We start from the raw sequence: 19,275 nt of genomic DNA, 5'->3' as shown, positions 1-19,275 counted from the left end.
CCACAACTGATCGACACGACACACCAGTTACTCATGCGCAGGAGACCGCCATGACTTCAGAACCCGACTCCACCGGCGGCACCCGCACCCCGCAGGTCGCCTTCCGTGCGGCCCGGTCCCTGAGCAGCCCGGTGTTCGACATCGGCGGCCTGTCGGTCCACTACGGCGGCCACGAAGCCGTCCGGGACGTCAACCTGTCCATCGGGCAGCGCCAGATCACCGCGATGATCGGCCCGTCCGGCTGCGGCAAGTCCACCGTCCTGCGCTGCTTCAACCGCATGAACGACCTCATCCCGAGCGCCCGGGTGACCGGGAAGATCCGCTACCACAACGAAGACCTGTACGGCCGTGAGGTGGACCCCATCGAGGTGCGGCGCCGCATCGGCATGGTCTTCCAGAAGCCCAACCCGTTCCCCAAGTCGATCTACGACAACATCGCGTACGGGCCCAGGGTCGGCGGCTTCAAGGGCAACCTCGACGACCTGGTGGAGCAGACCCTCACCCATGCCGCGCTGTGGGACGAGGTCAAGGACAAGCTCAAGACCTCGGCGCTCGCCCTGTCCGGCGGCCAGCAGCAACGCCTGTGCATCGCCCGCACCATCGCGGTGTCACCGGAGGTGATCCTGATGGACGAGCCATGCTCGGCGCTTGACCCGATCGCCACCGCGAAGATCGAGGACCTCATGGAGCAGCTGGCGCAGGAGTTCACGATCATCGTGGTCACGCACAACATGCAGCAGGCGGCGCGGGTGTCGCACCGCACCGCCTTCTTCACCGCCGACGTCGACGACAAAGGCGCACGCCACGGCCGTCTCGTCGAGTACGACGAGACGGCTCATCTCTTCTCCAACCCCTCCGACCAGCGCACCGAGGACTACATCTCCGGTCGCTTCGGCTGAGCGTCCCTGAAGTCCGAGGTCCGTCCCTTTGCGCGGTTCACGTGAAGGAGCTCCCCGGGTGACACCCGACCCACGGCGGCCACCGGTCACCGCCGCGAGCGGTTCCGACGGCCCCGCAGGTGGCACGAGCGCGGATCTGGTCCTTGCCGAGCCCGACGAGGAGCTGGCCGCGAGGACGGCCGCGCGGTTCGCGGCCGCGGGCGTGACGACCCTGGTCTGCCACGACGGTGCCGAAGCGCTTCTCCAGATCGGTGCCCACCACCCCCGTATGGTCCTGCTCGGCGCACCCCTGCCCGTCGTCGGCGCCGCGCGGGTCACCGAGCTGATCGCCAAACTTCATCCGGTGCCGGTCCTCGTGGGCGCAGGCCCCGGCGGTGCCCACGAGGCCACGGCGGCCCTGGCCAAGGGCGCAGTCGCCCTTGTCGCCCGGCCCTACCGCGCCGCGGAGATCCTGCCACTGTTCAGCGGCGGCACCGCGCCCGCGGAGCCGGAACAGACGCTGGTGGTGGGGGACATCGAACTCGACGCCGCGGGATTCCATGTCCATGTACGAGGCCGCCCCCTGCACTTGCCGGTCCGTGAGTTCCTGCTCCTGCGCTACCTGATGGAACGCCCCAACAGGGTCGTGAGCCGCCAGGAACTGAGCCGTGCGCTGTGGGGCACGGACAAGCCGGACAGCAACACCCTGACCGTGCACATCCGCCGGGTGCGCAACAGACTCCGGGAAGGCGTCGGGAGCCGCTGCACCATCGACGCCATCCGCGGTCTGGGCTACCGCCTCGAATGCGGCCCGACCGCCCGCACGGGAGCCCCGGCGGCATCGATCCGCCCGGCCCCGCAGAGGTAGGTGCGGCCGCCGGTCCCGGCAGATGGTTGCCCGAAGGAGGGTGAACGGTGAGTGAACAGTGGCTCGTGTGATCCCTGGCCATGGCTTGGCCGATCAACCCGGACCTTATGGTGAACAGATGAGCGTCATTGCAGAGGATGTGCCGCAGACGGCGGCGGACGAGACGGAGACGTGTACGCCGCACCTCGCCTGCCATCTCATCGACCGGGGCGAGGCCGAACGCCTGGCGGGCATGCTCAAGGCCATCGCCGACCCCACCCGGCTGCAGATCCTGCGGCTCATCGAGGGCTCGCCAGCCGGTGAGGCGTGCGTCTGCGATCTGACCGCCTGCCTCAACTTCCGCCAGCCGACCGTGAGTCACCATCTGAAGGTCATGACCGAAGCGGGGCTCCTTGACCGCGAACGGCGCGGCACCTGGGCCTGGTTCTCGGTCAACCAGGACGGAGTGCGCCGGCTGCGGGAGATTCTCGACCTCAGCGAGAACTGACCGTCCCGAGGGGCGGCGGTGCGGTCGAGCCGCGGACGACGAGTTCGGGCTCGAAGAGCAGCTCACCGGGGTGGGTCTGGGTGCCCTGGATCCGGGCGCACAGCAGGTCGACCGCCGCGCGTCCCATCGCCTCGATGGGCTGTCGCACCGTGGACAGCGGCGGCTCCGTGCAGGTCATGAAGGCCGAGTCGTCGAATCCGACGACCGACAGGTCGGAGGGGACGGTCAGGCCCCGGCGGCGGGCCGCCCTGATCGCCCCGAGGGCGAGCGGATCGCTGGCGCACACGATGCCGGTGACCCCGCGCCCCAGGAGACGTGCGGCGGCGGCCTGGCCGCCTTCGAGGGAGAAGATCGACCGCTCCACGTACTCGTCGGCCAGCTCCGTGCCCGCGTCCTTCGCGACCTTCCGGGCGGCGTCCAGCTTGCGCCGGGACGGCACGTGGTCGGAGGGGCCGAGCAGCAGACCGATCCGCTCGTGCCCGAGCGAGGCGAGATGGCGCCATGACTGTTCGACGGCGACGGAGTCGTCGCACGCGACACAGGGGAAGTCGAGGCCCTCTATCGACGCGTTGATGAGGACGACCGGGATCTGCCGCTCCGCCAGTCGGTGGTAGTGGTCGTGCGGTGCGTCGGACTCAGCGAAGAAGCCGCCCGCGAACACCACGCCGGAGACGTGCTGTTGGAGCAGCAGATCGACGTAGTCGGCCTCGGAGACACCGCCCCTGGTCTGGGTGCACAGCACGGGTGTGAGTCCCTGCTGGGCGAGCGCGCCCCCGATGACTTCGGCGAACGCGGGGAAGATCGGGTTCTGCAGCTCCGGCAGCACGAGGCCGACGAGCCGGGCGCGCTCGCCGCGCAGTTGTGTCGGCCGCTCGTATCCGAGGACATCAAGGGCCGTCAGTACGGATTGTCGTGTCGCTGCGGAGACACCGGGTTTGTCATTGAGGACACGGCTGACCGTTGCCTCGCTGACTCCGACCTTCTTCGCCACCTGAGCAAGTCGTCGTGTCATATACGCAAGAGTAGCGCAAGAACCGCAAGCCAGTTACGGCCGGGCTTTCATTCCAGCCACCCTGGTTATGTGTGCGCGGACTCGTCTCGCCGGCCTCCAACTGGGTGGCAGGGAACCGGTCTTGGCGTCAGTGGCCTCCCACCGGTGCACGCAAGCCCTCAATGAGGGCACGCAAGCCCTTAGTGATCGAGGGCGGGCATCCCGTCCGGTGCCGGGCAGATCCTGCTCCCTGTGTGATCGAAGACGTAGAGCCGCTCCAGGTCGACGAGGAGCGGCACTTGGGCGCCGGCCCGTACCCGTTCCTGGGGCGTGGACCGGAGAACCAGGTCGGCGGTGACCGTCGTTCGGCGTTCGTGCGGGCTGTCGGCGGGGGCGGGGGCGGGGTGAGGGGCCGGGGCGGCGGACAGCAGCGGTGCGTGAGGGGACAGGGCGGCCGCCGCGCGGTCCTTCACCCGGCCGAAGCGGCGCTTGCGCGGCCCGCTCGTGAGCCGGCCTTCCGCGCGGGGGCGCGAGGCTTCCAGATCCGGTACGACGGCGGGCCGCGACCCGGTGTTCACATGCACCAGCGCCTCGTGCCCCTGGTATTCGACGTGCTCCACGGTGCCGGTCAGCGCCGCCTCGCGGGGGCGCGCCCGGCCCGGTGGCGCGATCCGGATGTCCTCGGGGCGCAGGCCGACGATGATTCGCCGCCCTTGCTGGATGCGCAGGAGCTGGTGGTCAACGCTCAACGGCTGTGGGAGCAACAGGCGTTGGCGGCCGAGATGCAGTGCCATCGGGCCGTCGAGCGGAGCGTGCACGACCCCGTCGAGGAGGTTGATGCGCGGAGTGCCGACGAAGGCCGCCACGAAGACATTCGCCGGCCGGGCGTAGAGGTCCTGCGGTGGGCTCAGCTGCTGCAGGACGCCGTCGCGCAGGACCGCCACGCGGTCCCCGAGCGACATCGCCTCCGACTGATCATGCGTCACATAGAGGGTGGTGGCGTCCAGTTCGGCCGATATGCGGGAGATCTCGGTACGCAGGTGGTGGCGGAGCCTGGCGTCGAGGCTGGCCAGTGGCTCGTCGAGAAGGAAGACCGAGGGGCGCCGAGAAATCGCCCGGCCCATGGCCACGCGCTGTCGCTCGCCGCCCGACAACTGGCCGGGCAGCCGCTCGAGCAGGTCCTCGATGGCGAGCATGCGCGCGGTCGCCTCCACCGCCGGGTCGTGGTCGGCCGCCGGGTCCCGCAACGACAGGGGGAAGCCGATGTTCTCGCGCGAGGTCATGGTCGGGTAGAGGGCGAAGTTCTGGAACACCATGCTCATGTCGCGCTCCCGGGGGAGCAGTGAGTTGGCGTGCTCGCCGCCGAGGAACAGCTCGCCCTCGGTGATGTCCTCCAGGCCCGCGATCATGCGCAGGACCGTGGACTTGCCGCACCCCGAAGGGCCGAGGAGCACCAGGAACTCGCCCGGTTCGACGGTGAACGAGACCTGCCGCACGGCGTAGGAGTCACCGTATTTCTTGCTCACATCTCGCAGCTCGATGGCGCGACTCATGGACATCCGCCTGAAGTTGAAGGAGTGCGGTGGACCATAAGCAGCCATGTCCGGACCCGCAAGATGTAGGTCAGGAAATTGCTCAACTCCATTGTGAAAATCCATGATGAAGGTGTCTCATTGCGGTCATGAGTATTGCCGCGAGCATCCTGTTCGTTCACGCCCACCCCGATGACGAGTCGCTCGGCACCGGTCTGTCCCTGGCGTACTACGCGGGAGGGCGGACGGCAGGGGGACAGGCCCGACGTCACGGTGGTGGTCGACGCACGGGGAAGCTCCAACTCCCGGGGTGAACTGCGCGCCCTGGCGGCCCGGTTGGGTATCGAGCCGAGCGCGTTTCATGGGCCGGACGGCCGATGTGCCGGCCGCCCTGTGCGCGGCGTCCGTCTTCGCGCTGCCGTCCCGCGCGGAGGGCTGGGGGCTCGCCCTCACCGAGGTCATGGCGCACGGCCTCGCGCCCGTCGTCTTCGACTGTTCCGCCGGAGTGCGGCACCTGGTCGAGGACGAGAACAGCGGGCTGCACGCGCCACCCGGGGACACCGTGGCGTTCGCCGCCGCGCTGCGCCGGCTCATGGCCGACGAAGCCCTGCGCAGGCGCCTGGGCGAGGCCGCCCGCCGCTCCGCCCTCCGCTACGAACCCCAGGGCGTGATCGACCGGCGGGAGGCACTCTTCACGTTCCTGCACCGCTGAGGCTTCACGTTCCTGCACTGCCGAGGTCCGTCGCGGCAGGCGCGGGCCCGCAGGCTCACCCCGCAGGCCCGCGTTCGGCCGGCTGGGGGACGTCCTCCGGGAAGGTGCAGGTGCTGAGGGCGGGGTTGAAGTGCAAGCCCTCCGGACACCACTGGACGACCGGCATGCCTCCGCTGCACTCGTAGTAGACGGCCTTGTCCTCGGAGTCGGGCAGGAACACCGGATACGGGCCGTCCACCTGCGGGCACACCCCCACGGGCTCCCCGGCCGGCGCCGGTGCCGCCCGACTGCCCGCGTCCCCCGCCGCCGCTTGTGCGGGCACCGCCGCACCAAGGGCCGGCACGGCCCCGGCTGCTGCGACCGCCATCGTCCTGCGCAGACCACGCCTGCGTACGGGTTCATGACTCATGGCACGCTCTCCTCACGTTGCTGGGATGGACGGGTGGATGGACGACGCGCCGGGTAACCAGGCCCGCCCGTGCGCACGCGGCGATGCCCCGTCACCACTCGTACGAGCGATCCACTCTCGGCCACGGGCGGCACGCGAAAGCCCCGGCCGTCCCTGATCGGGACGGCCGGGGCCGGGCCATGCGCTGCCTGCACCTCCTTACGCGCGGGGACTCCTACCTGCGGGGGTTCTCACGCGCGGTGACCCTTACGCGGTCGCTCAGGGCTGGATGTTGATTTTGAACGTGGACGTGGTGTTCTTGATGTCCTGTGCGTTGTCGCTCATCTTCAGGTTGTGGAAGGTGACTTCGCCCACCGCGGGGCCCTGTCCCTGCTCGGGCATCTCATTGGCCCACAGACCGAATCCCGACTTGTAGTCGAATGCGTCGCCGCTCTTCTTCGCTCCCGTGATGGTGATGTCCCGCAGAATCGTGTCCTTGATGGGGAACTGCGGCTGCCCGCCCACGTAGTTCGTCTGGAACATGATTCCGTGGTACGTCGGGTCGGTGATGTCGACGTTGTTGATGCGGATTCCCTGGAAGACCTTCGAGGCGGAGAAGAGCCAGATTCCGGGGAAGGTCTGACCGTTCCAGAAGTGGCCGCCCGCACGCTCGATGGAGATGTTCTCCAGTGTGGTGGGATCGGTGCCGAAGCCGTTCATCGGGTAGCCGAAGTCCAGGGAACTGACCGTGATTCCGGAGTAGACCAGGGTGTCGGCGATCCGGATGTTGCGGAAGGTGTTGTTGTAGCCGCCGTAGACGGCGATGCCCGCCGCACGCCAGGTCAGGGTCGTGGTGAGGTTCTCGTAGACGTTGTTCTTCATGTCCGCGCCGCCGGCGTCGATCGCGGAGAAGAGCGCGAAGCTGTCGTCGCCCGTGGCTCGCGCGTCATTGTTCGAGACGAGGTTGTCCGTACTGCCGTTGGTCATGTTGATGCCGTCGGCGAACATATTGCGGATACGCGAGTTCTTGATGGTCATGCTGTCCGTGTTGGCGCCCCAGTACAGGCACACCATGTGTTCGTTCCAGATGTCGTCGATGGTGATGCCGGAGACGTTCTGGAAGTCGAATACCTTTCCGGGACCGTCGATGCGGGACGTGTAGTTGCCGAAGTAGGCGAAGCCGGTGAAGGCAGAACCCTTCGCGCTCGCTTCGGCACGGAATCCGATGTCCGTGTTCTGCTGGGACTTCGGGGCGTGGAACCGGGTGTACCAGGGCCCGGCTCCCACCACCTTCACCGCCTTTCCGTAGACCTGGAACTTGCTGGACGTCTCGTAGTCGCCCGGCGGCAGATAGACGCCGGTCAACTTCCCTGTGGTGTCCATCCGGACCTTGTCCAGGGCGTTCTGCACGTCCTGGTGGCCGAATCCGGCGGGTACGGCGTATGCCGCCGCGTCGGGGTTGTCCTTGGGCGCGACCTTCTCCAGGTCGATGAAGTCGATCGCGTACTTGGAGGTGTTGGCGTTGTCCTTCTGCAGCTTGATCTTGCTGCCGGCCTTCACCGTCTCGCCGAGGAGCAGCTGCGCCTCGTCGTAGATGTGCCGGGCCGGGCCGTCGCCCGGCGAGTTGCCGGGGGAGGCCTCCGCGCCGTACAGCCAGGCGTACTTGGAGGTCAGGTCGATGGCCTTGCGGAAGGCGCCGTCGACGTACACGTTCAGGGTCGCGCTGGTGCCGCCGCCGCCCGGAGCGTCCGGTATGGAGAAGCGGGTGACCAGGGTGTTGGTGTCCTGCTTGGCGGTGAACTCCACGGAGGCACCAGTGGAGTCGAGGGTGACGGCCTTGCGGCCCGAGGCCTCGCCCGCCACGTCGCCGATGGTGCGGTTGGGGCCGACGGTCTTCGCGCCGCCGGCGAGTACGGCGTCCTCGGCCTCGTAGGTGTCGTAGGGCATGTCGGCGCCGCGGCCGACGTACAGCGACCTGGTGCTGGTGTTGTTCTCACGCTTGACCGGCAGCTCGTTGGCGTCGTCGGCGATCACGGTCCTGACCGTGTACTTGCCGTTTGCCGCCGTCCAGGTGCCGAGCTTGACCGGCGCCGTGGTGTCACCCGCGCCGATGGTGCCGGTGTGTGTGCCGGTCAGGGTCTTCACCGCGGTGCCCTGGGCGTTGAGTACCGTCAGCGTGATGCCGTGCCCGCCGGACGCCGACGCCTGGGTGCCCTGGTTCTTGATCGCGACGCTGAACGTGACCTCCTTCCCTGCGGCGGGTGCGGACGGTGTCCAGCTGACCGGGGAAGCGAGCAGGTCGGACGACTCAATGGGCTTGATGACCAAAGGACTTGTGCTGGTGTGGGTGTTGTTGCTCTCGTCCTCCTCGATCACGTCGTTCTTCTCGTCGACGACGGCGCTGAACGGGTACGAGCCCGCGGCCTTCGCCCCGGTCTTCGCGCTCACCGTGGCCGACTCCCCGGCACCGAGCGCGCCGACGGCCGCGGTGGCCACCTTGTCGTCGCCGAGCCGGAAGGTGACATCGGTGGCCGCGGACGCCTCGCTGCCGCGGTTGTGCACGGTCGCGCCGAGCGTCAGCTCATCGCTCTCCACCGGCGCCGTGGGGGAGTGGGTGATCTTGGTGACCTCCAGGTCGGGGTTGGGTGCCGCCTTGCCCATGACCTGGAACTCGGCGACCTGTCCCGCCGTGGCCCCGCTGTTCGCGGTGAAGCTGAGGCGCACGTCGGCGGCGCGGGCCGAGACCGGGATGGTGACGGTGTTCTGGTTGCCCGACGGACTGAAGGAGTACTCCTTGCCCGCCACCAGGGAGGTGAAGTCGGCGGCCTTCTGCTCCCGGCCGAGCACCTGCACGGTCTGGGTGCGCGGGCTCCAGCCGGGGTCGGGATTCAGCTTGATGACGACCGCGTCGACATCCGCGTTGGCGCCGAGCTTGACGGTCAGGGTGTTGGGATAGCTGCCCGCGGCGCCCTCCCAGTAGGTGGAGACCTGGCCGTCGTTGGCGTTCTCGGCGACATAGGTGTGGATCACCGAGGAAGCGGTGATCGGCTTGCCCGCCGCCAGATCGGCGTTGCCGCCGCCCGGCCGGGTCACGGTGTTGCTGGGCGCCGAGACATTGCCCGCGGCGTCGCGGGCCCGGACGTAGTAGGAGACGGTGGCGCTCGCGGCCCGCGTGTCGGTGTACGTCGTGACGTCACCGGCGACGGACTTGAGCAGATTGCCGTCGGCGTACACGTCGTACGCGGTGACCTTCACATTGTCCGTGGAGGCACCCCAGTTCAGCTTGATCTCACCGCTGGAGGGCTGCGTGTAGGCCAGCTCAGCGGGGGCGGTCGGGGCCTGTGTGTCCCCCGAATCGCCCTTGCGGGTCACCGAGTTGCTGTTCGCTGAGGCATTGCCCGCGGCGTCACGGGCGCGGACGTGATACGTGACGGTCGCGCTCGCCGGCTGCGTGTCCGTGTACGTGCGCACATCACCGGCGACGCTGGTGCGCAGCTCGCCGTTGGCGTACACGTCGTAGGCGGTCACGCCCTTGTCGTCGGTGGCGGCCTCCCAGGTGAGCTTGATCTGCCCGGGAACGCTCTCGGTGCAGGCGAGGTTCTTGGGCGCGGTGGGCGCCTGCGTGTCGCCGCCCGCCGGGCCGTAGATCTCCAGCTCGGACAACTGACCCGCGGGCTGTGCCGAGTTGGCGCTGATCAGGACGCGTACATAGCGGGTGGTGGCGGTGTCGAAGGAGAGGGTCGCGGAGTGCTCGGAAGCCGCGTTGAAGGTGTACTCCTTCGACGCGCTCAGATCGGTGAAGTCCGTGCCGTTCTCGCTGCCCTGGATCTTCAGGGTCTGGATGCGGGTGCCCCAGCCGCCGGGCAGACGAAGGGCGACCTCGTTGACGCGCACCGAGGTGCCGAGGTCGGCCTGGATCCACTGCGGCAACTTGCCGTTCTCGCTCTCCCAGTAGCTGGCGCGGTTGCCGTCGTTGGCGTTGGCGGCGACATAGGTCTGGGTGTGGCTGCTCGCCGTGAGCGTCTTGCCGAGTGCCAGGTTCGGCGAGGCGCCGGCGGCGGCGTGCACCTGCAGCTCGGCCAGCTGTGCCGCCGGCCAGCCGCTGTTGGCGGTGATGTGCAGGCGTACGTAACGGGTCTGCGCGGCCGGGAAGCGCACCGACACCGTGTTGCCGCTGCCGGGTTCGAAGGAGTGGGCGGCCGAGGCGGCGAGGGTGCTGAAGCCGGCGCCGTCCGCGCTGCCCTGCACGGACAGGCTCTGCTTGCGGGCCTCCCAGGCCGGCGGCAGCTTCAGGACCACCTCGTCGACGCGGACGCTGCGGCCGAGGTCGACCTGTACCCACTGCGGGAAGTCGGAACCCGAACTCTCCCAGTACGTGGCCTGGTTGCCGTCCGTGATGTTCCCGGCGCCGTACTCGCCCTTGCTGCTGCTGGCCTTGGCGGGCTTGCCCGCGGCGAGGTCGGGGCCGCCCGCGGCGGTCGCCGACAGGGCGGGCAGGCCGAGCAGGAGCAGGGTGGCGACAAGCCCGGCGGCGATGGACCGCCATTTCCAGCGAGGTCTTCGTGCGATGCCCGTTGCGGCTCTGGTGCGTCTCATGGCTCTGGGAGCTCCCTCACTCACTCTGGTGATGCGCAGGTTTTCGCGCTGAGAAGTAGGAGAGTTGCAGAGAAGTGTTGAGTTGACTACGCCCAGAACGGAAGTTGTGGCCGCGCCCGCCCTCGTCGGTGTTCGGTGCCCACGGCGCTTGCGCTTGACCGCTCCTCCTGCGGAGTTCCAAGGCCCCTTCTGGTGCGGCCTGGTGGGAGCCGCACCCTCTCGCGGCCCGGCTATCGAGTTTTTGCAATGTATGCGCGAGATATTGTGCTCTGCTGTCGCTGGTGGTTGAGTGTGCGCCGCACCCGGCACCCATAGCACCGCGGCGGAGCCGACTGTGCCCGTCAGCGCCGCTCCCGTGCTGCTCACGCAGTGCGGAACCGCGCCTTTCAGCACGACCCGGAGGGGGTCTTCCGATGTCATCCACGAGCAGCCGCTTGCTCGCACTCGCCACCGTCACCGTTCTTGCGCTCGTCACGTCGACTGCTTGCGGCACAAGCAGCGACGGAGCCGAGGAGGACTCCGGTGGCAAGGTGAAGCTCGACGTCAACGGGCAGCCGCCCAAGACCCAGGCCTTCGAGCGCAAGCTCTTCGACAAGCACGTCAAGCAGTTCGAGAAGGCCAACCCGGACATCGACGTGGTGCCCCACGAGGGCTTCATGGACCCGAAGACCTTCAACGCGAAGCTGGCCGGCGGCAAGTTGGAGGACGTCTTCTACGTCTACTTCACCGACACCCGGTCCCTGATCGAGAAGAGACAGGCCGCGGACATCACGGATGCCATCAAGGACATGCCGCATCGCGGTGACATCCAGGACCAGTTGATGAAGATCTTTCAGGACGGCCAGGGACGCCAGTTCGGCCTGCCGACGGCGAACTACTCGATGGGCCTGCTCTACAACCGCGCGCTGTTCAAGAAGGCCGGGCTCGACCCCAACAAGGCGCCGCAGTCCTGGGCGGACGTCCGCGAGGCCGCCAAGAGGATCGCCGCGCTCGGCGGCAACACCGTCGGCTACGCCGATCTGTCCAAGAACAACCAGGGCGGCTGGCACTTCACGTCCGAGCTGTACTCACGCGGCGGCAAGATCGCCGAGGGGAACGGGGACAAGTGGCAGGCGGCGTTCAACACCGCCGAGGGCAGGGCCACCCTCCAGGATCTGCACGACATGCGCTGGAAGGACAACTCGATGGGCAGCAAGCAGCTGCTCCAGGTCGAGGACGTCCAACGGATGATGGGCGCGGGCAAGCTCGGCATGTATGTCTCGGCGGCCGACAACATCACCGTGATCGCCAAGCAGTTCGGCGGCAAGTACGCGGACTACGGCCTCGCCCCCGTACCGGACGCCAAGGGCACCCTGCTCGGCGGCGAGGGCTACATGATCAACCCCAAGGCCTCGCCGGAGAAGATCAAGGCCGGCGTCAAGTGGCTCCAGTGGAAGTTCCTCAACCCGGACGTCATCGAGCAGAACGTCACCGACAACGTCAAGGACAAGCTCCCGGTCGGCCTTCCGATGCCCCCCACACCGGACATCTGGAAGGGCTCGGTGCGCGACAAGATCGAGCAGATCAAGGAGAAGAACGCCAACGTGCCGACCGAGAACTACCAGGCCTTCATGGACGCCGCGCCCAAGGTGCCCGGCGTGATCGAACCGCCGAAGGCCCAGGAGGTCTACGCGGTGCTCGACTCCGCGATGCAGGCCGTCCTCACCAAGAAGGACGCCGACATCGACGCGCTTCTCGACGACGCCGAGAAGAAGGTCAACGCGATCTACAACGCCTCCTGATGAGCATGTCCCTGAAGACTCCTCCCCGGCACGCCGCCCCGCCCCCGCTGCTCCCGGTCCCCGGGAAGCGGCGGGCGGCCCGGCGCCGTGCACTGCGCGAGCACATGACGGCGTACGGATTCCTCTGCGCCGCAGTGGTCATCTTCGCGCTGTTCTCGTGGTGGCCGATCGTCCGCAATGTGATCCTCGGCTTCCAGCACGTCAATTTCGCCACCGGCAACACCTGGGCCGGCTTCGCCAACTTCGAGAAGCTGTTCAGCGACCCGCTGTTCCTCACCGCCTGGAAGAACACCGGCCTGTTCACCCTGTACGCGCTGGTGCTCGGCTTCGCGGTGCCGTTCCTGACGGCGGTGCTCCTCAATGAATTCCGGCACGCACGGGCGTACTTCCGGGTCCTGGTCTATCTCCCGGTGATGCTGCCGCCCGTGGTGGTGGCGCTGATGTGGAAGTGGTTCTACGACCCGGGCCCCGGCCTGTTCAACGAGATTCTGCGCTCCCTGAGCCTGCCGACCCCGGCCTGGCTGGACTCCTCGGCCACCTCGCTGATCTCCCTGGTCATCGTGTCGACCTGGGCGAACATGGGCACCACGACCCTGATCTATCTGGCCGCACTCCAGACCATCCCCGGCGAGCTGTACGAGGCCGCGGAACTGGACGGGGCCGGCCTGTGGCAACGCCTGCGCCATGTCACCATCCCGCAGACCCGGTTCGTGCTCCTGGTTCTGCTGCTGCTCCAGATCGTCGCCACGATGCAGGTGTTCACCGAGCCGTACGTGATGACCGGCGGCGGCCCCGAGGACTCCACGGTCACCGTGATGTTCCTGGTCTACCGCTATGCCTTCGTCTACAACGACTTCGGCACCGCCAGCGCACTGAGCCTGATGCTCCTGCTCGTCCTGGGCGCCTTCTCCGCCCTCTATCTGCGGGTCACCCGCGCTTCGAAGGAGTGAGAGAAGGATGTCCGCCTCGATGCGCACCCTCGTACGCCCGGCCGTCCTGAAGACCCGCAAAGGCCGGCTGATCTACTGGTCGGTGCTCGCCGTCGCCCTGGCGCTGTTCACGGTGGCCTTCATCGTCCCGATGTACTGGGCGGCGACCGGCGCCATGAAGTCGTCCACGGAACTGGCGCAGAACCCGCCCACGTACATCCCCGAGACCTGGCACCCGGAGAACTACGCCAAGGCCTGGCGCGAGATGGACCTGGCCGGCTACTTCCTCAACACGGTCGTCCTCGCCGGCGGGGCCTGGCTGGTGCAACTGGCGGTGCAGGTACCGGCCGCCTACGCCCTGTCGAAACTGCGCCCGCGGTTCGGGAACCTGGTGCTCGGCCTGATGCTCCTGACCCTGATGATGCCCGCCACCGCACTCCTCGTGCCGGTCTACCTCACGGTCGTCGACGTCCCCCTGTTCAACCGCAACCTGATCAACAGCCCCAGCGCGGTCTGGCTCCCGGCCGCCGCCAACGCCTTCAACATCTACATCCTGAAGAACTTCTTCGACCGCATCCCCGACGAACTCCTCGACGCGGCGAAGATGGACGGCGCCGGACCGCTGACGACCATGTGGCGCGTGGTGCTGCCACTGTCCCGGCCGATCCTCGCCGTGGTCTCCATCCTCTCCATCGTCACGGCCTGGAAGGACTTCCTCTGGCCGCTTCTCGTCCTGCCGGACCCGGCGCAGCAGCCGCTGAGCGTGTTCCTGCAGCGAGTCGCGTCGGACACCCCGCTCAACAGTCTGGTGGCCGGACTCGTGATGGCCTCACTGCCGCTGATCGCGCTCTTCCTGGTCTTCCAGCGCCAGATCATCGCCGGGCTGAGCGCCGGCAGTCTCAAGGGATGAGCCGCAGCCGGTAACCCCGCCGCCGCACGTCCCCAGGTCCGTACGCGACTCGTACGAAAGGACTCCCTCTTGTCCAGCACGGAGTGGTGGCGCAGCGCTGCCATTTATCAGGTGTACGTCCGCTCCTTCGCCGACGGCGACGGCGACGGCACCGGCGATCTGGCCGGCGTCCGGGCCCGGCTGCCCTATCTGGCCGAACTCGGCGTGGACGCACTGTGGTTCACCCCGTGGTACCTCTCGCCGCTCGCGGACGGCGGCTACGACGTCGCCGACTACCGCACCATCGACCCGGCGTTCGGCACCCTCGGCGAGGCCGAGAAGCTGATCGCCGAGGCCCAGGAGCTGGGCCTGCGCTGCATCGTGGACATCGTCCCGAACCACGTCTCCGACCAGCACGAGTGGTTCAAGGCGGCCCTTGCGGCGGGGCCCGGCTCCCCGGAGCGGGAACTCTTCCACTTCCGGCCGTACTCGCAGGAGCCGCCCAACGACTGGGTCGGCGAGTTCGGCGGGGTCCCGTGGTCGCGTACCGAGGACGGCGAGTGGTATCTCCACCTCTTCGCGCCCGAGCAGCCCGACCTCAACTGGAACCACCCCAAGGTCCGCCAGGAACACGAGGACGTGCTGCGGTTCTGGTTCGAGCGCGGCGCGGCCGGCGTCCGGATCGACTCCGCGGCGCTGCTCGCCAAGGCCGAGGGACTGCCCCCGATCGACCCCGCAAGCCCGCATCCCTTCCACGACCGGCCCGAACTCCACGACATCTACCGCTCCTGGCGGCGGATCGCCGAGGAGTACGGCGCCGCGCTGATCGGCGAGATCTGGCTGCCGGACGCGGAACGCTTCGCCCGCTATCTGCGCCCCGACGAACTGCACACGGCCTTCAACTTCGACTTCCTGTCCCGCCCTTGGGACCCGGCAGAGCTGTGGGAGTCGATCGAACGCACCCTGACCACCCACGCCCCGGTCGGCGCGCCCGCCACCTGGGTCCTGGCCAACCACGACGTGACCCGTACGGTCACCCGCTACGGCCGGGCCGACGACACCGGCTTCGCCTTCGACCGCAAGCGCTTCGGGGTCCCCACCGATCTGGAGCTCGGCACCCGCAGGGCGCGGGCCGCCGCCCTGCTCACCCTGGCGCTGCCCGGCTCCGTCTATCTCTACCAAGGTGAGGAACTGGGCCTTCCCGAGGCCGAGATCCCCCGGGAGCTGATCCAGGACCCGATGCACGCACGCTCCGGCGGTATCGACCCCGGCCGGGACGGCTGCCGGGTGCCGCTGCCCTGGGACGGGGCCCCGGAGCCGAGCTGGCTGCCCGCGCCGCCCGATTGGGCCGGGTACGCCGCCGAACGGCAGCTGCACGACGCCGACTCGATGCTTTCCCTGTACCGCACGGCACTGCGGCTGCGGCGCTCTCTGGGCGACGCGGGACCGCTGCGCCGACTGCGCGCGGACGAGCCACGGGTGCTCTCCTTCGCGCGCACTTCCGAGCAGGACGGCACCACGTGGATCTGTCTGGTCAACTTCGGGCCCGACGACGTGGCGCTGCCTTCGGACACCGAACTCCTGTTGGCCAGCGGCCCTATCTCCCCGCGGGGTGGCCTGCCACAGGATACGGCGGTCTGGCTGCGGGCCTGAGGGCCCGCAGCCGGGCTTCCCCCCCCCACTTCCCCCCACGGAAGGGAATGTCATGCGCACAACAATTCATCGCGCCGGTCGTCGTACCGGCGCGTGGCGTACGGCCCTGGCCGCGATGCTCGGCGCGGGTCTGCTCCTCACCAGCTGGCAGGTGGTGTCGGCCCAGCCGGGTGAGGACCCGGGACCTCTTGCCCTGCGTCTCACCGGTGAGGGCGCGGACCGTGCCCAGGACGGCGATCCGGGCACCTATGCGAAGGGAAGCAGCAAGGGCTGGGTCACCGCCGACCTCGGCGAGACCCGGCGACTCGACCGGGCCGAGGTCCGGCTGCCCGGAGCGGCCCAGACCGTCCGCCTCGAAGGCTCCACCAACGGAAAGGACTTCAGCGAGCTCTCCGGCATCAAGGCCCGCAGGGGCAAGGTCACCTTCGCTCTGAACGGCGCCGCGGTCCGTCATCTGCGGGTCAGCGGCGCCAAGAGAGTGGGCGAACTCACCGTCCACGCGGCACGCTCCGGCGACACCGCATCCCCCGAGGTCCCGGCCGGTACGGCGCTCAAGGGCGGCACGCTCAGCTGGCAGCGGGCCGAGGGCGCCACCGCGTACGACGTGTACGCCGACGGTGAGCTCAGAGCCAGCCTCCCGGCCAAGAAGCTGTCCTGGAAGGACACTTCGGCCGCGGGGCCGGACGCGGAGAAGAGCAGCTACTCGGTGCGGGCCCGGGACGCGGCGGGCAACCAGTCCGCCGACAGCCCCGCCGCAGGCCGTACGGTCGACGCCGGGTCGAAGGCGGGCGCCAAGGCCGCGTTCACCCCGCCCAAGAGCGGCGCGGCACTCGCGCGGAAGCGCACCGCCCAGGCCACGGGCGGTGAGCGGGCCAAGGCCGGTGCACGGGCCAAGGCCGGTGCACGGGCCGCGGGCGGCGCCGACATGCCGTACACCACCGTCGAGGCCGAATCCGCCACCGCGGGCGGCGGCGCGCAGGTGGCCGGGCCCAACCGGAAGATCGGGGACGTGGCCGGAGAAGCGTCGGGGCGCAAGGCTGTGACGCTCAACGAGACCGGCCAGTATGTGGAGTTCACCGCCCCGGCCGAGACCAACACCCTGGTCACCCGGTTCTCGATCCCGGACGGTGACAACGCCACGCTCAACGTCTACGTGGACGGCGAGCAGACCAAGGCGTTCGACCTGACCTCCAAGTACGCCTGGCTGTACGGCCCGGAGGCACAGCCGGGCAACGACCCGGGCGCGGGCCCGCCCCGGCACATCTACGACGAGGCCCGCCTCGATCTGGGCAGCACCGTCCCGGCAGGCGCCAAGATCAGGCTCCAGAAGGACGGCGACAACTCCTCTAAGTACGCGATCGACTTCGTGGACTTCGAGAAGGCCGCGGCCGCACCCAACCCCGACCCGGACGCGTACGTGGAGCCTGCGGGCACCAGCCACCAGAACGTCCAGGACGCCCTGGACAAGGCACGGATGGACACCACCGGGAAGATCGAGGGCGTCTATCTGCCGGCCGGTGACTACGAGACGAGCAGCAAGTTCCAGGTGTACGGCAAGCCGGTGAAGGTGATCGGCGCCGGGCCGTGGTTCACACGCTTCCACGCCCCCTCGGGGCAGGAGAACACCGACATCGGCTTCCGGGCCGACCAGGGTGCCAACGGCTCGGTCTTCTCGGGCTTCGCGTACTTCGGTAACTACACCTCGCGTATCGACGGACCCGGCAAGGTCTTCGACTTCCAGAACGTCTCCGGCATGACCATCGAGAACATCTGGGCCGAGCACATGGTCTGTCTCTACTGGGGCGCCAACACGGACAAGATGACGCTCAAGAACAACCGCATCCGCAACACCTTCGCCGACGGCGTCAACATGACCAACGGCTCCGCCGACAACCTCGTCGCCGACAGCGAGACCCGCGGCACCGGCGACGACGCGTTCGCGCTGTTCTCTGCGACCGACGCGGGCGGCGGCGAGCAGACCGGCAACGTCTACGAGAACCTCACCGCCAAGGTCACCTGGCGCGCGGCGGGCCTCGCGGTGTACGGCGGCCGCCTGAACACCTTCCGCAACATCCATATCGCCGACACCCTGGTCTACTCCGGTATCACCGTCTCCTCGCTGGACTTCGGCTACCCGATGAACGGCTTCGGGCCCGATCCGACGAACTTCCAGGACATCACCATCGACCGGGCCGGCGGTCACTTCTGGAACGGGCAGACCTTCCCCGGCATCTGGATGTTCTCCGCGTCGAAGCCGTTCCGGGCCATCCGGGTGGACAACGTGAACATCACCGATCCGACCTACCACGGCGTCATGTTCCAGACGAACTACGTGGGCGGTCAGGCGCAGAACCCGGTGGAGGACACGGTCCTGTCGAACATCACGATCTCCGGCGCGCAGAAGTCCGGTGACGAGTTCGACAAGAAGTCCGGCTTCGGTATCTGGGCCAACGAGATGCCCGAGCAGGGACAGGGCCCGGCGGTCGGTGAGGCCACCTTCAAGGGGCTCACGCTCAAGGACAACGCCGAGGACATCCACAACACCACCTCCACATTCAAGATCAACGTGGAGTGAGCCGCCCCACCAGCCAACCAATCCCTCACCCCCCCACGGAATTGAGGACCCCCATGAGCCGCATGAGACGGAAGCAAACAAGCCAGGAGCGAGGTGCCGCGCACCGAAGCCCACGGAGCAGGCGCGTCATGGCCATGGCGCTCGGCGCCGGCCTGGCCGCGTCGGTGCTCCTGCCCATGGCCGCCAACGCCACCGGCGGCGGGTCCGACGACAGCGCCGGCGCCGGTGACAAGAAGACGTCCGCACGCGCCACCGCGGCGGAACGCGGCGCGGCCGTGCCGTACGCCGAGTACGAGGCGGAGGACGGCACCTACGAGGGCACGCTCCTCGAGGCCGAGCCCGAGCGTCCGTTCGGGCACACCAACTTCGCCACGGAGTCCTCGGGCCGCAAGTCGGTACGCCTCAACTCGGCTGGTCAGTATGTGGAGTTCACGTCGAAGAGCGCGTCCAACTCGATCGTGGTACGCAACTCCATCCCGGACGCTGCGGGCGGCGGCGGTCAGGAGAAGACGCTGAGCCTGTACGCGGACGGAAAGTTCGTGCAGAAGATCAAGCTGTCGTCCAAGCACAGCTGGCTGTACGGCAACACCGACCAGCCGGAGGGCCTGACCAACACCCCGGGCGGCGACGCGCGACGCCTCTTCGACGAATCGCACGCCCTGCTCAAGGAGTCCTACCCGGAGGGCACCAAGTTCCGTCTGCAGCGCGATGAGGGCGACGACGCGGAGTACTACGTCGTCGACCTGGTCGATCTGGAGCAGGTGGCCCCACCGGCGGAGAAGCCGGCCGACTGCACGTCGATCACCGAGTACGGGGCGGTCCCCGACGACGGGAAGGACGACACGACCGCGATCCAGAAGGCGGTGACCGCCGACCAGAACGGCACCATCGAGTGCGTGTGGATTCCGGCAGGACAGTGGCGCCAGGAGCAGAAGATCCTCACCGACGACCCCCAGGACAGGGGCGATTACAACCAGGTGGGGATCAAGGACGTCA

General features: G+C 68.4%; 13 protein-coding genes and 1 pseudogene. 10 read left to right on the top strand and 4 right to left on the bottom strand.

Annotated elements, in window-relative coordinates:
- Window positions 1-50 precede the first annotated feature (50 nt).
- The 3 genes from pstB to ACFQVC_RS08445 all read left to right on the top strand — a co-directional run bounded on the left by pstB (window position 51) and on the right by ACFQVC_RS08445 (window position 2,233).
- A complete protein-coding gene (gene pstB, locus ACFQVC_RS08455; RefSeq protein WP_381828378.1) occupies window positions 51-899 on the top strand; it encodes a phosphate ABC transporter ATP-binding protein PstB in 849 nt (282 codons plus the stop codon).
- 58 nt (window positions 900-957) lie between these two features.
- The gene (locus ACFQVC_RS08450) at window positions 958-1,746 is read left to right on the top strand and encodes a winged helix-turn-helix transcriptional regulator (RefSeq protein ID WP_381828376.1); all 789 of its coding nucleotides are present in this window, start codon (window positions 958-960) and stop codon (window positions 1,744-1,746) included.
- 118 nt (window positions 1,747-1,864) lie between these two features.
- On the top strand, window positions 1,865-2,233 hold the full coding sequence (locus ACFQVC_RS08445; protein WP_381828373.1) for an ArsR/SmtB family transcription factor: 369 nt from the start codon (window positions 1,865-1,867) through the stop codon (window positions 2,231-2,233).
- Here ACFQVC_RS08445 and ACFQVC_RS08440 read toward each other — a convergent pair.
- Together ACFQVC_RS08440 and ACFQVC_RS08435 are read right to left on the bottom strand one after the other, a co-directional pair.
- The gene (locus tag ACFQVC_RS08440) at window positions 2,220-3,245 is read right to left on the bottom strand and encodes a LacI family DNA-binding transcriptional regulator (RefSeq protein ID WP_381828370.1); all 1,026 of its coding nucleotides are present in this window, start codon (window positions 3,243-3,245) and stop codon (window positions 2,220-2,222) included. The genes ACFQVC_RS08445 and ACFQVC_RS08440 overlap by 14 nt on opposite strands.
- Window positions 3,246-3,424: 179 nt before the next feature.
- On the bottom strand, window positions 3,425-4,777 hold the full coding sequence (locus tag ACFQVC_RS08435) for an ABC transporter ATP-binding protein (protein ID WP_381829507.1): 1,353 nt from the start codon (window positions 4,775-4,777) through the stop codon (window positions 3,425-3,427).
- Window positions 4,778-5,066: 289 nt separating this feature from the next.
- Here ACFQVC_RS08435 and ACFQVC_RS08430 point away from each other — a divergent pair, with 289 nt between their 5' ends.
- Entirely contained in the window at window positions 5,067-5,468 is a 402-nt protein-coding gene (locus tag ACFQVC_RS08430; RefSeq protein ID WP_381828368.1) for a glycosyltransferase, read from the top strand.
- 55 nt (window positions 5,469-5,523) lie between these two features.
- On the opposite strand, the gene ACFQVC_RS08425 is transcribed toward ACFQVC_RS08430, so the two are convergent.
- A complete protein-coding gene (locus ACFQVC_RS08425; RefSeq protein WP_381828366.1) occupies window positions 5,524-5,877 on the bottom strand; it encodes a chitin binding peritrophin-A domain-containing protein in 354 nt (117 codons plus the stop codon).
- A gap of 258 nt (window positions 5,878-6,135) precedes the next feature.
- Complete coding sequence (locus ACFQVC_RS08420) at window positions 6,136-10,452, bottom strand: discoidin domain-containing protein (protein ID WP_381828364.1); 4,317 nt, start codon at window positions 10,450-10,452, stop codon at window positions 6,136-6,138.
- A 413-nt stretch (window positions 10,453-10,865) separates the two neighbouring features.
- Between ACFQVC_RS08420 and ACFQVC_RS08415 the strand changes: the two genes are divergently transcribed.
- The 6 genes and pseudogenes from ACFQVC_RS08415 to ACFQVC_RS08390 form a co-directional block, all read left to right on the top strand.
- Window positions 10,866-12,233 carry an ABC transporter substrate-binding protein gene (locus ACFQVC_RS08415; protein ID WP_381828361.1) on the top strand — a complete coding sequence of 456 codons (1,368 nt, stop codon included), beginning with the start codon at window positions 10,866-10,868 and terminating at the stop codon, window positions 12,231-12,233.
- Window positions 12,233-13,183, top strand: coding sequence for a carbohydrate ABC transporter permease (locus ACFQVC_RS08410; RefSeq protein WP_381828358.1), 951 nt, complete (start codon window positions 12,233-12,235; stop codon window positions 13,181-13,183). Before ACFQVC_RS08415 ends, ACFQVC_RS08410 begins: the two co-directional genes overlap by 1 nt.
- Window positions 13,184-13,190: 7 nt before the next feature.
- Window positions 13,191-14,072 carry a carbohydrate ABC transporter permease gene (locus ACFQVC_RS08405; RefSeq protein ID WP_381828355.1) on the top strand — a complete coding sequence of 294 codons (882 nt, stop codon included), beginning with the start codon at window positions 13,191-13,193 and terminating at the stop codon, window positions 14,070-14,072.
- A gap of 69 nt (window positions 14,073-14,141) precedes the next feature.
- Complete coding sequence (locus ACFQVC_RS08400) at window positions 14,142-15,704, top strand: alpha-amylase family glycosyl hydrolase (RefSeq protein ID WP_381828353.1); 1,563 nt, start codon at window positions 14,142-14,144, stop codon at window positions 15,702-15,704.
- 916 nt (window positions 15,705-16,620) lie between these two features.
- Window positions 16,621-18,279 (top strand): annotated as a pseudogene (locus ACFQVC_RS08395) (glycosyl hydrolase); the annotation flags it as partial.
- A gap of 128 nt (window positions 18,280-18,407) precedes the next feature.
- Window positions 18,408-19,275: glycosyl hydrolase family 28-related protein (locus ACFQVC_RS08390; protein ID WP_381828350.1), on the top strand; the 868-nt coding region annotated here is incomplete at its 3' end.

The sequence above is a fragment of the Streptomyces monticola genome (genome assembly GCF_042665355.1).
GTDB classification, from domain to species: domain Bacteria; phylum Actinomycetota; class Actinomycetes; order Streptomycetales; family Streptomycetaceae; genus Streptomyces; species Streptomyces monticola.
The sequence above is the reverse complement of the archived record's forward strand: the minus strand, read 5'-3'. Positions and strand labels throughout refer to the sequence as shown.